Raw genomic sequence first — 15,912 nt, 5'->3', positions numbered from 1 at the left:
TGCGAGGGGGCCTGCCGGTAGGCGGGGGTCATACTCGGTGCTCTTGTTCGACCCGTTGGTCGGCGTCGTCGTGCGTGGCGCCGGATTCGGCCGCGTGCCGGGCGTGGGGTGGGTCGGGGCGATCCAGGTCGGCGGGATCGGGCTGGCCGCGGAAGCGGTGCCACAGCCGCCGGCCCGCCAGCAGCACCAGCACCGCCGCAGCCGACAGCGTGATCGCGAACAGGACCTTGCCGTAGGCGTTGGAATGCACGGACAGCCGCACCGGCTCGCCCAGCCGCAGACCGTCCGACGTCCGCAACGTCACGTCGACGGCGACGCGTTGGGTGAAGTTCACCTCGATCGGAATGCGCAGCGGGAGGTAACCGGGCGGCAGTTCGATCTGCCCGACGTCGGTGACGTTCATCCCCGGCGGGGCGTCCACGTGCACCCGCACCCGGATCGGAACACTCAGGCCGTTGTGCAGCGCCAACGGCAGCGGACTGTGCTCGGTGGCCAGCGTGTACGAGCCACCCGGGTTGACGATCGTGACGGCCCCGAACAGGTCGTTGATCGTCTTACCGACCACGGCCAGGCGCTCTTGCGCCAACCCGTTGCGGGAGTCGGGCGGTTCGGACTGGCTCAGCGCGCGCAGCATGTCCTCGCGCAGCGGCGCCGTGTATTGGACGCCGGTCAGTCCGGTGCGGTCGTCGGTCATCAGTGCGGACGTCAATCCCGACAGCCGGCCGACCTGGCCGGCGATCGCGGCGGTGACGTCGTCGTTGAACTGCCCGCGCGCGGAGGCGTAGGCCCCGGCTTCCTCGGGGGGTTCGGTGTGCGACGAGGCGTCGGCGATTACCGCCGGCAGGGGACGCGGCACCGCCAGACCGGAGCGGATGGAGGTGCTCAGCGCGGTGAGCATGACCTGCGCGTCGTCGGCCTGCAGGTTCCACGTGGCCGGCGGGACCAGGATCTGGGTGCGCGGCGCGTCGCCGGGCCGGAGCGCGTGCCAGAAGATCGAGCCCAAGGCGTCCTGGCGGCGCGCGGTCACCGAATCGTGCGCCAGCCGGACCGTCAGGGACGGGTCCAGGTAGGTGGGCACCTCGGGGCTGGATCCCGCGCCCGCCAGCGCGGCCCCGACGGCCGGATCGAACGGCGCGACCGCGACCTGTGGGGACAATCGCCGAGGCGCGGTGTCGACGGCGGTCTCCGAGGAGCCCTGCGCGTCGGCGGCCGACAGGTCGGCGGCGGTGATCGCGACCGTGCTCTCGTTGGCGCCGAGCAGCTTGACCGCGCGGTTGGTCAGCGGGGCGTCGGGCACCAGCGTGGCGCCGCGGGTTGAAGAGACGTCCAGGATTTTGTCGACGATGCTGTTGCCGGTCGTGGTGGCCGTGGCGGTGAGGCCGGGATCGTTGACGCGCTGCAACGCGTCCAGGTCGGTTTGTGCGTAGGGCAGCGGGGCCACGCAGGTCCGGTGCGCGAGCGCGCGCAGGCGGTTCAGCCATTCGGTCGCGGCGGCCTGTCCCGTGCCGGCGTGGGTCGGGGTGCCCGGAATTTGACCCGGGCCGTCGGGCGAATTGGACACGATGTAACCCGCGGTCATCGCGTTGACGGTGACCAGCAGGTCGGGGTCGATCGCCAAACACAGCGCGCGGCCGACGGCGCCGTCGGGGTCGACGTCGTGGCTGGTCGCGACCTCGGCCGCCGACAGCAGGATGTCGAGCCGGCCACCGCTGGCCAGTGAGGTCGCCAGGTCGTCGTCGACCAGCCGGACCGGGATGGTTCCCCCTGGCACGCCGGGGGCCAGCCGTGGCCGATCGGCCAGCGGCCACAGCATGGTGATCCCCACGGGTTTGGAGGTATCGGGCGCGACGGCGGAGCCCACGTCGTCGGCGCGGTCGGGCGGCACCCCGACCACCGGCAGCAGGAAGCGCGCGTTGTCCAGCCGGGCTGGAGCGCCGTAGTCGGGCGTGCCGTTGACGTTGACCAAAACCGGATAGATGCCCGGCTTTTCGGCTCCCAGCGACGGTTTGGTCAGCGCGCGCAGCGGGGCCGACAGGGTGAAGCCGACCTTTTGCCCGCGCTGCAGTTCGGGCGCCACGGTGAGGAAATCGGCGGCCGCCTCGTACCGGTCGGTGTCGCCGTCCAGGGTGGTTCGCAAGCCCGCGGACGTGGTGACCGCGCCGGCGTGCTCGAGGCGGACCATCACGTCGCGAACGGGGCGGTCGCCGATGTTGATCACCATGCCGCTGACCGTCACAACGGGTGGACTGGTCGTGGTGACCACGTCCGGGGTGACCTGGTCGATGCGAACCCGCACGAACGGCGTCACCCCCGGCTCGCCCGCGGCCGCGGGTGGAACCACGGGCCCGGCGAGTACCGCGAGTCCGGCCACGATGCCAAGCACGGCCGCGATGCGCAGCAAGCCGGCCCGACGGAGAAGCGGCGCCGTCACGGCCCCGGTCCGTGGCCGTTCTTCCGGCCCGTGGCCGGTTTGTCAGAATGCCGGGTCCGCGAATGCGTCTGCGGGCGGCGCCGCGGCGCGCTGGGCGGCAGCGGGGGAAGTGCGGACGGGCCGTCGCTTTGCAGCTTGTCGATCAGTTCGTCGGCGACCCGGGCCAGGCGGCGTTCGTCGGCGTAGGCCAGCCGTGACGGCAGTTCTTGCATGGGCACCCAGGCCACTTCGGCGACTTCAAGGTCCTCGTCGGAGAGCTCGCCGCCGGAGAAGCGCATTAAGTAGTGATGCACGGTCTTGTGCACGCGGCGGCCGTCGGTGACGAACCAGTAGTCGATGCGCCCCAGCGCGGCCAGCACGCTGCCCTTGATGCCGGTTTCTTCGGCTACTTCTCTAATGGCTGTCTGTTCGGCCGTCTCACCGAGTTCGATGTGGCCCTTGGGCAGCGACCACAACATCCGTCCGCGCCGGTCGATGCGGCCGATCAGGGCGGCGACCTGCGAGTCGCGCGGTCCGTCGAGCCCGTCGATGACCAGCCCGCCGGCGGATGTCTCGTGGACCGTGCGCAGCCGCTCCGGCCCGCGGCGGGACCCGCGCGATCGGCGCGGTTTGGTGGCTGTCGAATCGCCGTTTACTTGACCGTTGGTCTGCTTCTCGGACGAAGCCGCAGCGCCACGACCGCGGCGCCGTCCCCGGCGCCGACGTGGTTTGCCTTGTTCGCCGTCCGACACCCAAGCGATAGTAGCTGGCACGGCATGCTCTCCTGGACATACTCGCCGCTGGGTGGGTGCGCGATGGTCATAACGGATTGCGTCTCGTCAGAGCGGGCCTATCGCATGCGCTATTGCGAAGGCCGTGCCGAAAAGGATCAGAGACAGCGGTCCGGACAGGCTGCCGATAAACATCGCGCGGCCTAGCCGGCCGACCGCTCCGGAAGGCCACGCCCACGCGAGAAACGCGGCGATGGCCATGTAGACGAGGACCACCGGAAGCACAAAAACTATCGAATAGGGCATCAAGAGCCACGTGGCGAGCTCGACGACGAAGATGTGGACAAGTACTAATGAAAACGTTCGGGGACCATATCGGTCCGCCGATATGTGCGACGTCGCTTTGTCGGTCATCAGCGCAGCACCACGAGCGCGAAGCTCGCTCCGCCAATCAGCACCGCGACTGAACAGCTCGCGAGGCTGAAACCGAGGCCGCGGTTGCGCGGCGACCGCGATCTGAGCAGTGCGGCACTGAACAAGAGCGACGTCAGGGTTGTGATGGCGGTGGCGGTCAGCATCCACGCGCGTTCGCCGGCGTACGCACTATGCGTTTCGAACGGCCACTTGCCCAACAGCCACATAGCGATGAGCAACACTGCCAGCACCGCTTGAACCATGAACGGCGCGGACAGCGTCGCCGTGCGCCAAACGGGGGCATCGAAACCTTTCGACCGGACAGACTACGCCATAGCTTCGTGAGACTACTGACGCGCAGTGGCCGGTCAATTCAGGTTTGATGCGCACTTTGGTGCCACGTCGCGGGTGCGAGGCTCCTCACACGGGCTTTTCGTTTCCAGCCGACTAGGCTGATCGAACGTGCCTGACGCCGCCCAGGATGCCGAACTGCTGACCGCCGCCGCGGTCGCGCTCAATCGGCATGCTCCCGTGTTGGCCGAGCTGGGCTCCGCGTTCGAGGGCGCGGGCCACCAGCTCTACCTCGTCGGCGGTTCGGTGCGGGATGCCTTGCTGGGCAGGTTGAGTCCCGACCTCGACTTCACCACCGACGCGCGCCCCGAGCAGGTGCAAAACATCCTGCGGCGATGGGCCGACAACCTGTGGGACACCGGCATCCAATTCGGCACGGTCGGGGTCGGCAAGGGCGACCATCGCTTGGAGATCACCACGTTCCGCGCCGACACCTACGACCAGGTGTCGCGAAACCCCGACGTGCAGTACGGCGATCGCCTCGAGGACGATCTGGTGCGCCGCGACTTCACGGCCAACGCGATGGCCGTGCGCATCACGCCGGAGGGTCCGGGCGAATTCCTCGATCCGCTAGGCGGTTTGGCGGCGCTGCGCGAGCGGGTGCTGGATACCCCGGCCGCACCCGAGGTGTCCTTCGGCGACGATCCGTTGCGGATGCTGAGGGCGGCGCGGTTCGTCTCCCAGCTCGGCTTCACCGTCGCGCCGCGGGTGCGCGCAGCGATCGAACAGATGGCTTCGCAGCTGGGCCGGATCAGCGCCGAACGGGTAGCCGCCGAGTTGGACAAACTGGTGCTCGGCGACGACCCGACGGCCGGGATCGATCTGCTGGTCCAAACCGGCATGGGTGAGGTGGTACTCCCCGAGATCGGTGGCATGCAGATGGCCATCGACGAACACCACCAGCACAAGGACGTCTACCAGCACTCGCTGACCGTGCTGCGCCAGGCGATCGCACTCGAAGACGACGGGCCGGACCTGGTGCTGCGCTGGGCCGCGCTGCTGCACGACATCGGCAAGCCGGCCACCCGGCGCCACGAAGCCAACGGCGGGGTGAGCTTCCACCACCACGAGGTTGTCGGCGCCAAGATGGTCCGAAAGCGGTTGCGCGCCTTGAAGTATTCCAAGCAGATGGTCGAGGACATCTCGCAGCTGGTGTATCTGCATCTGCGGTTCCACGGCTACGGCGATGGGAAGTGGACCGATTCCGCGGTGCGCCGCTACGTCACCGACGCGGGCCCGTTGCTGCCGCGGCTGCACAAACTGGTCCGCGCCGACTGCACGACCCGCAACAAGCGGCGGGCCGCGCGGCTGCAGTCCAGCTACGACCGGCTCGAGACGCGGATCGCCGAGCTGGCCGCCCAGGAGGATTTGGCGCGGGTGCGTCCCGACCTGGACGGCAACCAGATCATGGAACTGCTCGGCATCCCCGCGGGCCCCCAGGTGGGCGAGGCATGGCGGTTCTTGAAGGAGCTGCGCCTCGAGCGCGGCCCGTTGGACACCGACGAGGCCGCCGCGGAACTGTTGGCGTGGTGGCGATCTCGGGGGAACGCTTAGCGGCGGGGTTGCGTCCGACTAGTCGTGGACTACTGCTTGGCTGGTGATAATGGCGCGGCGGCGATCTGGCACGGCCAACCCGACCTCGACCTCGACGGTGACGGCCGCTTCGAATCGATCGGGATGGACTTCGACCATGACGGGTTGCGCGACGACGCGCTCGCCGATCTCGACGGCGACGGCCTCGTCGATCACGCCGTGCTCGACGTCGACAACGACGGCACGCCTGAGGCCTACTTCACCGACGACGGATCCGGGACGTGGGCGGTGGCCATGGACCGCGGTGGGCAACTGCGCTGGTTCGGCCTCGACGGTGTCGAGCACACCGGCGGCCCGCTGGTCGATCTCGACGGCCACGGGCGTCCCGATGATCGGCTCCTCGATACCGACGGCGACGGGCTGGCCGACCGGGTGCTGCGCTCCGACGACACCGGTGTGACCGGATACGTCGACACCGACGGCGACGGCAAGTGGAACGTCCGGCTGACCGACAGCGACGGCGACGGGCTCGCCGACGGTGCGAGTTCCCTATGAGGTTGCTGGCGTAGCGATTTCGCTGCGACGGCCGCTGCGATGGAACTCCGTTACATCAGCATCCCGTTTCTCGTCGCCGAGGCCGGCGGTGATCCGTGGTCGCTCAATGCCGGCCTGCAGGCCGGCCGCCCTGCACGGATCTCCGATCTAGCGCGGGCCTTCCGTGCCGCTGGGACCAGCACTAGCGAGGCCGCCGCCGCGTTCGAGGCAGCCCGCCGGCGGTTCGACGCGGCGTGGAATCACCGGAACGGCGAGCATCCCATCAATGACTCCGATGAAGTGCAACGCGTGTCCCGGTCGCTCGGTCTGCAAGCCGCGCAATTACCGAAGATCGCAATCGATTTGGAGGTGATTGCCGCAACGCTGGCCGAAGTCCAACGGGCGGCTGCGGGGTACATCGTCGCGCTGGAATACGACCTCGAAGACATCGACGACGAGATTTGCGAAGCCCTTACCGATGGGAACCACTGCGGCGTCGACGGTCTGCGCGGGGAAGCCGTCGCCGAGAGCAGGGCGATCGTGTTCGCGCTCGGCCAGATTCGCGATCGGTATGCGGCGGCACTTCGGGCGGCGCTGGACCGACTGCGAACCGACGGCGCCGACCCTGCCGAGGTCAACGGCGTCGACGAGCTGCTGATCCCGCCGTCGGACACCAGCGCGGATCGGGTCAAACGGTGGTGGGACTCGTTGAGCGCTAACCAGAAGCGGCTTTTGACCGATCAGCATCCGCCCGAGTTGGGCAACCTCAACGGGATTCCGGCCGACGTGCGGAACTCGGTGAACCAGACGGCGATGAACGACGATCTGCGCAGGGTCGAAGATGCCGTCCGTCGGCGCGGGGTGGTCCCGGACGCGCTTCGAGACAACGCGCTCAACAACAGGGATGCCGATGTGTTCGCCAACCCCGCAGAGTATGGCCTATGCGTCACCGACATCACCAGATACCAGAATGCGGTGAAGACCAACGATTTCCTCACGCGCGACGAGGGATCCGCGCCCCAGCACGGGCTCCCGATCATGTTGTGGGCCTATGACCCGCTGGCGTTCGGCGGCAAGGGCAGGGCGGCGATTGCAATCGGCAACCCGGACAAGTCCCGGAACACGGCCGTCATGGTTCCGGGGACCAACAGCAGCGTCAGGGGAGGGTGGATGTCCGACGGCCCCGACGACGCCATCAACCTCTACGAGCAGGCGGCGAAGGCCGACCCCTTCCACACCACTGCGGTGTTGGCGTGGATGGGCTATGACGCACCGGAATTCGACCATCCGCATTGGCAGCGAACCCTCACCGAGCCGGCCGAACTGGAGCAGGTCGGCACTCCGTGGAGGGCACGGCAGGCGGGGGCGCTGCTGGCCGCCGATGTCAACGGCCTGGCAGCAACCCATGAAGGGTCGACACCGAGTCATGTCACCGTCCTCGGGCATTCCTACGGATCCACGACCGTGGCCGATGCCTTTGTCAACAGCGGTATGCGCGCCAATGATGCCGTGCTAACCGGTTGCCCGGGAACCGATTTGGCGCACCGCGCCGCGGACTTTCGTCTCGAGGGCGGCAGCTTGTACGTGGGCGCCGCGTCGACCGATGCGATCAGTTGGATCGGGGAGTCAGGTAATGGGCTGCCGAACGGGCTGAACAAGACGCTCGGGGGACCGCTGGGGCCGTGGGCCGGGCTGGGCGCCGACCCGGCCCACGAAGCTTTCGGAGCGGTGCGCTTCCGTGCCGAAGTCGCCGGCTCGCACAGCCTCACGCCATGGTTCACCGACCACGCGCACTATTACGACGTGGGCAGCGAAGCGCTGCACAACATGACGCAAATCGTCACCGGGCACGGCGATCGGTTGGCGGCCGAAGGCATGCTGGCGGCCGATCGAGCCCAGGCGCGGATTGCGATTCCTCGCCAGGTCCACCTGCCGTGGGGGACGGTCTCGCTGCCCCGCGTCGATATTCAGATGCCCATCGCCGTCGACCCGGAATGGGATCGCCCTGGGCCGGCCGTCACCAACGGGCACGGCTTCTAGGGCGATGGAGGCTGCGATTCGCCGGACCGACACCCGGTGAATTGACCACTGACCGGCCTGCGTTTAGGCTGGTCAAAAGGCCTTTAGGCCATAAGAGGCCGTACCGGTCGAAGTTCGGAAGGAGTGCCAATGTTCGTCAATACCGAGCAGTTGCACTCGGGAGGCAACCAGTCCCACCGCGCTGGTGGACACGCCCAAGAAGGGGCCGATCACCTCGCCGGCGGAACCCTGGAATCGGGGATGTTCGGCGACTTCGAAGCGGCCAACTCCTTCCACAACGCCGTGACTACCGCGCACGGGCAGCACGTGAAAAACCTGCAGGGACACAGCGAGACGCTCACCAGTGTCGGGACGAAGGCACACCACGCGGCCAACGGGTTCACCAATATGGATCAGAACAACGCTGAAGAGCTGAAGGCGGTGCGGCCGAGTTCGGGCCCGTCGGCGCTGAACGCCTGAGGAAGGCTCGTGGCGGAAGAGCGCCCCTCTAATGCGGTTGCGGGTCCGCCTTTCGGGCAGTGGACGCCGGGCTATCCGCCTCCGCCATCGCAGCGCTCCCGGTTCTGGCCGGCAATCGTGTGGGCGCGTTTGTTATGGCGATAGTCGCGACGGTTGTGGCCGTCGCTGCACTGGTTGTGGTTACGACCCGCTCGCCGGCGTCTGGTTCGGCGCCTACCACGTCCGCCACTATCTACAGTGCTGCCGAAGTCGCCGCGGCGCACCAAAAGTTGTGTGACGCTTACAAGCTCGCTGCGCGAGCAGTCCAAATGGAGACGAATGGCAAGAACTCGGACCGTGCAAACCTCGCGACGGCAAACGGAGCGCTAACGCTAGAACACGCAGTTAACGCGAACCCGGCGATCACAACCGCCGACCGCGGCTGCGCTTGCCCTAGCGGAGTCATACAGCAATGTCGTAGCCACAACCAGCTTGGCAACGGGAAGCGATGATCCGGTATGGCAGTCAGCGCTGAGCAATGCCAATGCCAAAGATGCCGCGATGCAAAAGGTGTGTGGAGGCGGTTGATTTCGTGTACAAAGCACTAGCTATTGCCCGCTACCTGATTGGCTGGTCCACTGGGTTGGCGATGCGCACCGCGCAATCAGGCTTCTGTCTCGGATAGCTACTTGTCAACTATGGAGTGCACATGGCGGTGGATTTGCCCTCCACCTGCTGGGGATGGCCCAATTGCCGGTCCGCGGCCGAGTTAAATGCAGTGGGCACCGCCTTTTCCGAGCAGCGACCGCCCCGTCCCACGGGTATGGCCAGCGATCGGGTTGGCCGCGGTTGCCGTCTTACGGGGATCGCGGCGACAGACAATGTCGTGGTCGGCGGTACGGCGGCGCTCGATAGTTGCAACACTCTGCATGGGCTGCTTGAACTAACTGCGCGTCGGATAATTGTCCTCCGGATCAAGTGATCCGGCGGATGGAGGATCGTAATGCGCGGTGAATTGCCCTGGCGTCGGGTTGCCTGCTCCACTAGTGAAGGAGGGCATGTGCAAACCGTGGGCTGACACGCCAGTGACGGATTGCAAGGTGCGGCGCAAGGTGTTTGCTGACGATAGGAGGACAGATGGTGGGAGACCCGTCCGCGGGCCTTGGTCAGGGGCCAGCCGCGCAGCCGCCCGTGGGGAACTGGCCACCAAACGTCGTCAGGCAGCCCGCGACGCGCTCACACCCATGGATGGCGATTGCGGTAGTGGTGGCAGCCGCGCTGGCTGTCGCTGCACTGGTCGTGGCGCTGACGCGACCGACGCCTCCACATCCGCCGGTCACCACGACTACGACGCCCACCTATACTCCTGCGGAGATCGCCACCGCCCATCAGAAACTATGCGATACGTACAAGCTGGCCGCTCAGTCGGTCCAGGTCGACACAGCTGGTACTGACAAAGCGCTGGCTCGCATCGCTACCACTAATGGCGCCCTGATGCTCGATATGGGGGCGCGCAATCCGGCGCTTGACGCGAGCCTCCGCGACACCGCACTCGCCTTAGAGTCTGCGTACCTGACAGTTACGGCAAAGAGCACTTACGGTGTCGCGACCGACGCCGAGTTTCAGTCAGCGCTTGATGACGTCATCGCGAAGGATGCTGCAATGAAAAAGGCATGCGGTGGCGGTTGACCTTCCTCCCGGTACCTGGACGGCGGCACTAATTGGTCCGTGGTGGCCGGCGCCTTCGACGGCTCTACGCGCCGGCGCCGGACATTGGAATGAAGCGTGTGCGGAGCAGCAGCTTTATTCGCAGACCTTGCGCACCCAGTGGACGTTATTCGCTGCGCACAATCAGGGTCATACTGCGGACGACCTGATAAACCGATTCCAGCAGGGCGAGAAGTTTCACCTGGACCTCGCGGAGAAGTACCAGACAAAGGCATCGGCCTTCAGTTCGGCGGCTGATGCGACCGACTATCTACGTAGCCGATTGTCAGACATCGCGAATACAGGTAATAGAGAAATCAACGAAATCCTGGCATCGAAGAAGCTGCCTCCGCAGCAATTAGCGGAAATACAGGCGGTTCAACTTCGCTGCAACGCAGATGCTGCGAACGCTAGCCGCGACGCTGTCGACAAGATGATGACCGCGACGCAAAAGATCCTCGATGTTGAAGGAAACGGCGGCGAAGCTCGAAGTTGGGCGCGTGCAAACGGTTTCAATCTCGACGAACCAGCATCACCGAGTCCGATCACCGAAGAGGACCTGGGTAAAGCCGCCTTCAGCCCCGGTGGACACGGCACCAGTGACGGCCCCGGCGGCCCCCTACATGCACAGCCAGGCTCGGCGCCGGCAGCATTTAACCCCGGGGGGCGCGAGGGGGCGGGAAATATTCATTCCGCCGGTTCGCATGGGCCGTCTTCTGCGGTAATTAGTCCAGGAGCTATGGATAGTCGTGGGCCTTTGCCGGCATCGCCAGCAGCGTCGGGCGGTGTGCATATGCCCGGCGGCGGCGGAACCGTCTCGCCAGGGATGCCAGGCGTACAAAGCGGCGGTATGTCCATCTCACCAGCCGGCCTCGGCCAAGGCGCTCAGCCCAACCTAGCTCAATCTTTCACGTCCGGCTTCGCCACGGGCCAATCGACAGGCCCTGGGGGGCAAGCGTTTTCAGCGGGGGCCTTTAACGCGTTCGATGGCGGGGCGCCCCAAACTGCCCAGGGTGTACCGGCAGTTGCTCCGACCGTGCCCAGCGCGGGAGCATTCGTCGCGGCGACACCTCCGGACGCGCCGCCCCCCGCGGCGCCCGCGCCAATGACAACCGGCGGAGCCACTTCGGTAGCACCTGCGGTCATGACCGGTAGTTCGTGGTCGTCCGCAGCGACGGTCGGTGGCGGCCCGTCCATTCCGTCGGGATCGTTGCCCGCCTACGGCTCTGACCTACGTCCGCCCGTCGTGGCACCGCCGTCCGTGCCGTCCGCCCCGGCTGGTCCGATCTCGGGCGCGCCGGTAGCACCGTCGCCGGCGTCGTCCCCGTCCGCGGGCGGACCGCTGGTCTCGCCGGTGGAGCGCACGGCATCCGGGGCGGCCGCCGCGCAGGCCGGCACGGGCTCGTCAGCGATGGCCAGCGCATCGGCCGCGTCCGCGGCAACGGGCGCGACCGCCGGCGCGACATCCGCAAGGGCTGCCGAACAGCAGCGGCTCCAGCGGCTCGTTGATGCGGTCGCCCGCCAGGAGCCGCGCCTGTCATGGGCAGCGGGGCTCCGCGACGACGGCACCACCACGCTGCTCGTCACCGACCTCGCAGGAGGGTGGATTCCGCCCCACGTCCGGTTGCCCGCCCACGTATCCCTGCTCGAGCCGTCGGCGCGGCGCCATGACGCCAACGTCGTCGACCTGCTCGGCGCCATCACGGTCGCGGCCGCGCACCACGCCAACACCTATGTCGCAGAACCGGGTTCCGACGAACCCGCGCTCAGTGGCGACCGGCCGGCGCGCTCGGCCGCGCCCCAAGTCGACGAACTCGGACCCACCCTGGTCGAAGCGGTGCGCCGTCGCGACGGACTGCCGCGGATTGCGCAGGCCGTTGCCGCGCCCGCGGTGCGAAAGACGGGTGTGCTGGAAAGCGAAATCGAGATGTTGCACGAATGCGTCGCCGACATTCAGCACTCGGTCATGAGTGCATATCCCAATCACGATCCAGCGGCGGTCGGCGATTGGATGCTTTTAGCGGCGATTGAGGCGTTGATCGATGGGCACGAGTACCTCACCAATTACCATCTGGCCTGGTTCGAGGCGATCAGCCATCGCAGCGGTTCGTAGCGGCCCGCATTCTCGGGTGAATACCGTTCGCGTCGTCTTATGCCAAAATGGCGGTACGAGTAATCGGTAGCGCCTAGATAAGCCTCGAACGTCCGCGCGCTCTCCGATTGGGGTGGAGGTGAGATTGTGGGTACTCCCGGGGGACCCATCCGATCCGACTTGTCAACTACTTTGGGGCTAGGCAGCGGACCCCCAGCGTATATCCCGACGCCGTTCCCAATTCCGCCTGGCGGCGCCTCGCCCGCAGACGGTGGGCACGGGATGGTCGGAGCAGCCGGCAACGCCGGCGTCCCGCAAGATGCCGCCGATGCCGAAGCGGCCGACGCGGACCGCCGCGCGCACGCCGCCGATGCCGCGGCCAAATTCCCGGCCAACGAGGCAAACGGGCAGCAAGAGATGCAGATGATCCAGCAAATGCTGTCCAGCGTGACCGGCGCCATGGGCGGCGCAATGGGCGGCGTCATGGGGCCGATGACCCAGCTTCCCCAGCAGGCGATGCAGGCCGGCCAGAGCGCGCTCCAGCCGCTGATGAGCGCCGTTCAAGGCGCGCACGGGGCCGCGTCCCTCGCCGACAGCGCGCACCTGGTCGACAGTGTCGGATCCGGCGGCGCCGGACTCGGCGGCGGTTCCGGCGGCGGCGCCGGCCTCGGCGGTGGCGGCACGGTTCCGGCCAGCTCACTGGGCCCGCCGCCAGTGCCGACATCGTCGCCACCGACGACGCCAGCCGGCGCGAAGGCCCCGATAATGCCGGCAACCGGTGGCATGCCCGCCATGCCCGGACAGACGGGAATGACCGGCATGCCGATGATGCCGCCAGGTGCGATGGGCGCCGGTGGCGAAGGCGGCAACAAGGACAAGCCGGTCGAAAAGCGGGTGACCGCCCCGGGCGTGCCCAACGGCCAGCCGGTCAAGGGCCGCCTGACGGTCCCGCCGAGCGCCCCGGGCAGCAAATCCGGCGAGGCTAAGCCGACGGTGGTCACCAACAGGCCCAACCGCCGGATCGTGATCATGCCGTCCGAGGACGAGCCGAAGGACTAGCCCCAACCGACCGACAGGTGAGTGGTTCGGTAGTCCGTCCGGCAGTAGGGTCGCTACGTAATCGCGGCCGGCCGGCCCCAAGTCATATTGGGTTGCCCGTTATTGACAGCACAACTGTCGATACGTGCATGCTATGAGGTACGTCTGCAGCGACCGCGGAATCCGCGGCCAGGAGGGTGTGGGAGTACTAGCTCGAGTGTCCGGCAAGGATGCGGCGCCGTGGCGGCGCACAGGTGGTTTGGGGCGGGGACGTCGATGACCGATCCCCTGAGAATGCAAGCGGTCGCGGCATTGGTCCGCGCCCATAATCTGTTCGCGGGCACCCCGATCAGCCCGCACATCGGTGACGTGGCGGAGCAGACGCACGCGATGGCGCGCCACGCCGCGGCGCTACCGAAAACGGCGTCCGCACGCTCGGGCGCCTCGATAAAACTCCTGAACCACTCAAGCCACGCCGACCGGACGGTGGGGGACATCATCGCGGCGGCGCGCGCCGATCACGAGCGCGCTCGGGCGGCGACGCGCGCGGTGCTCGAAGCCGCCGAATCGGACGTGACCCCGGCCGCCGATACGCCGATGGGCCGGCGGGAAGCCATGGCGCGCACGGCGACACGGCTGCGCACCCAACACCGCCACGTCACCAAAGCACGACGGCGCGCAAAGCTGCTCGCGCACCGACTGCGACGCCTGCACTACCCGCAAAGGCGGTCGATGCACGGAAATCACGCGAGCGGGCGCCAGGCGGTCTTGGCGGCCATCCGTAAAGCGCTGGATATCAAAGGCATTCATGATCCGGCGGCGCGTGCCCGCTGGGAACGCGGGATGGACCTGGTCGCCCGCCGCGAGTCCAACTACAACGCAAACGCGATCAACAACTGGGATTCCAACGCGGCGCGGGGAACCCCCAGCAAGGGCGCGTTTCAATTCATCGCGCCCACGTTCTCGGCCTACCACCAGCCGGGGACCTCGCGCGACATTCACAACCTCGTCGCGCAGGCATGCGCGTTCATCAACTACGCGATGGGCCGCTACGGGGTCGCGGTCGACGCGTCGAATCTCGCCGATCGGATTCAGCAGGCCGATCCTCGCCGATCACCCAAGGGGTACTGAGCATGCCGCTGAGTTTGTCTAATCGCGACCAGAACTCCGGGCACCTGTTCTACAACCGGCGGCTGCGGGCGGCGACCACCCGGTTCTCGGTCCGCATGAAACACGACGACCGCAAGCAGACGGCCGCGCTGATGCTGTCCATACTCCTCGTGGCTATCGCCTCGGGCTGGATGCTTCTGCTGAATGTGTTGAAACCCACTGGCATCGTGGGTGATTCGGCGATCATCGGCGACCGCGACTCCGGGGCACTCTACGCCAAGATCGACGGCCGGCTCTACCCGGCACTGAATTTGACCTCCGCGCGGCTGGCGACGGGAACGGCAAACCAGCCGACGTGGGTGAAACCCGCTGAGATAGCGAAGTATCCGACCGGGCCACTGGTCGGTATCCCCGGCGCGCCGGCGGCGATGCCGGTCCATCGGGGCGCCACCTCGGCCTGGGCGGTGTGCGACACCGCCGGACGCCCGCGCAGCCCGGAAAGGCCCGTGGTGACCTCGATCGCCGGCCAGCTCGACGCCTACGACCGCGCCACTCCGCTGCGCGACGACGCCGGGCTGCTGGTCACGTTCGAGGGCAACACCTTTGTCATCTGGGGCGGCAAACGCTCCCAGATCGATCCGGTCAACCGGGCGGTCACGCTGAGCCTGGGGCTCGACCCGGGAGTGACGCTGCCGGTGGAGATTTCGCGGGCCCTGTATGACGCGCTGCCGGCGACCGAGCCGCTCGGCGTCCCGCAAGTGCCCCTGGCGGGGACCCCGTCGACATGGGTCTCGGGATCACAGGTGGGCGCGGTGCTGCAGGCCCAAACCGCCAGCGGCGGCAAGCAGTTCTACGTCCTGCTGCCCGAGGGCGTGCAAAAGATCACCAGCTTCGTGGCCGACCTGTTGCGCAGCGCCAACTCCTACGGGTCGACGGCGCCGCGCGTGGTGACCCCCGACGTGCTGGTCAACATCCCCGAGGTGACGTCGCTGGCCGTCGACTACTACCCGACCAAGCGCCTGAATTTCATTGACACGGCGGCCGATCCGACCACCTGCGTCGGCTGGGAGAAGGCGTCGACGGATCCGCGGGCGCGCGTCGTGGTCTATAACGGGCGCGGCCTGCCGACACCGTCCTACCTGGACAACCGCATCGTCCATTTGGTGCGTGACGACAACGACCCGGCATCGGTGGTCGCCAACCAGGTGCTGGTGTTGCCGGGCGCGGCGAACTTCGTGACATCGACCAGCGGCGTGGTCACCTCGGACTCGCGTGAATCGCTGTTCTGGGTGTCCGACAACGGGGTTCGGTTCGGGATCGCGAACGACGAGACCACGCTGCGGGCCCTCGGGCTTGATCCGGGCTCGGCGGTCCAGGCGCCCTGGCCGCTGCTGCGGACTTTCGCTGCGGGTCCCGCGCTGTCTCGGGAGGCAGCGCTTTTGGCGCGCGACACTGTGCCGGCGCTGGGCAAGGTGGCTGTGGTGACGACATCGGCGAAGCCGGGAGGCTAGAGA

At 67.4% G+C, this 15,912-nt stretch carries 13 protein-coding genes and 1 pseudogene; 10 read left to right on the top strand and 4 right to left on the bottom strand.

The genetic code is table 11. The features are described from left to right. Positions 1-28: 28 nt before the first annotated feature. From OCQ_RS25495 to OCQ_RS25480, 4 genes are all read right to left on the bottom strand, one after another. Positions 29-2,431, bottom strand: a complete 2,403-nt coding sequence (locus tag OCQ_RS25495; protein ID WP_041785340.1) for a hypothetical protein — start codon at positions 2,429-2,431, stop codon at positions 29-31. Continuing rightward, entirely contained in the window at positions 2,428-3,162 is a 735-nt protein-coding gene (locus OCQ_RS25490; RefSeq protein ID WP_014386139.1) for an NUDIX hydrolase, read from the bottom strand. The genes OCQ_RS25495 and OCQ_RS25490 overlap by 4 nt, the downstream gene beginning before the upstream one ends. Positions 3,163-3,249: 87 nt before the next feature. Beyond that, a complete protein-coding gene (locus tag OCQ_RS27185; RefSeq protein ID WP_014386138.1) occupies positions 3,250-3,555 on the bottom strand; it encodes a hypothetical protein in 306 nt (101 codons plus the stop codon). After that, positions 3,555-3,797: a hypothetical protein gene (locus OCQ_RS25480; protein WP_041785853.1), complete on the bottom strand. Its 243-nt coding sequence runs from the start codon at positions 3,795-3,797 to the stop codon at positions 3,555-3,557. Before OCQ_RS25480 ends, OCQ_RS27185 begins: the two co-directional genes overlap by 1 nt. 220 nt (positions 3,798-4,017) lie before the next feature. On the opposite strand from OCQ_RS25480, the gene OCQ_RS25475 reads away from it, so the two are divergent. The 10 genes and pseudogenes from OCQ_RS25475 (at position 4,018) to eccB (ending at position 15,909) form a co-directional block, all read left to right on the top strand. Beyond that, entirely contained in the window at positions 4,018-5,460 is a 1,443-nt protein-coding gene (locus tag OCQ_RS25475) for a CCA tRNA nucleotidyltransferase (RefSeq protein ID WP_014386136.1), read from the top strand. A 24-nt stretch (positions 5,461-5,484) separates the two neighbouring features. Next, entirely contained in the window at positions 5,485-5,994 is a 510-nt protein-coding gene (locus tag OCQ_RS25470; protein ID WP_014386135.1) for a hypothetical protein, read from the top strand. A 39-nt stretch (positions 5,995-6,033) separates the two neighbouring features. Then, on the top strand, positions 6,034-8,013 hold the full coding sequence (locus OCQ_RS25465) for a putative alpha/beta hydrolase (RefSeq protein WP_014386134.1): 1,980 nt from the start codon (positions 6,034-6,036) through the stop codon (positions 8,011-8,013). Between the two features lie 129 nt (positions 8,014-8,142). Then, positions 8,143-8,472, top strand: a complete 330-nt coding sequence (locus OCQ_RS25460) for a DUF2563 family protein (protein WP_014381545.1) — start codon at positions 8,143-8,145, stop codon at positions 8,470-8,472. A gap of 9 nt (positions 8,473-8,481) precedes the next feature. Beyond that, positions 8,482-9,039 (top strand): annotated as a pseudogene (locus OCQ_RS27180) (hypothetical protein). Positions 9,040-9,588: 549 nt separating this feature from the next. Beyond that, on the top strand, positions 9,589-10,140 hold the full coding sequence (locus OCQ_RS25455) for a hypothetical protein (protein WP_041785338.1): 552 nt from the start codon (positions 9,589-9,591) through the stop codon (positions 10,138-10,140). 1,162 nt (positions 10,141-11,302) lie between these two features. After that, entirely contained in the window at positions 11,303-12,271 is a 969-nt protein-coding gene (locus OCQ_RS27175; RefSeq protein ID WP_014386132.1) for a DUF5631 domain-containing protein, read from the top strand. 261 nt (positions 12,272-12,532) lie between these two features. After that, positions 12,533-13,309 (top strand): hypothetical protein, encoded by a 777-nt coding sequence (locus tag OCQ_RS25445; RefSeq protein WP_014381541.1) that lies wholly within the window; start codon positions 12,533-12,535, stop codon positions 13,307-13,309. Between the two features lie 273 nt (positions 13,310-13,582). Beyond that, a complete protein-coding gene (locus OCQ_RS25440) occupies positions 13,583-14,419 on the top strand; it encodes a transglycosylase SLT domain-containing protein (protein ID WP_080588051.1) in 837 nt (278 codons plus the stop codon). Positions 14,420-14,421: 2 nt separating this feature from the next. Beyond that, positions 14,422-15,909 carry a type VII secretion protein EccB gene (gene eccB / locus OCQ_RS25435; RefSeq protein WP_014381539.1) on the top strand — a complete coding sequence of 496 codons (1,488 nt, stop codon included), beginning with the start codon at positions 14,422-14,424 and terminating at the stop codon, positions 15,907-15,909. Positions 15,910-15,912: the final 3 nt, after the last annotated feature.

The organism is Mycobacterium paraintracellulare, from assembly GCF_000276825.1.
Classification (GTDB): Bacteria; Actinomycetota; Actinomycetes; order Mycobacteriales; family Mycobacteriaceae; genus Mycobacterium; species Mycobacterium intracellulare.
Note: the sequence above shows the minus strand (reverse complement) of the source record. Positions and strands in the feature narration are given on the sequence as shown.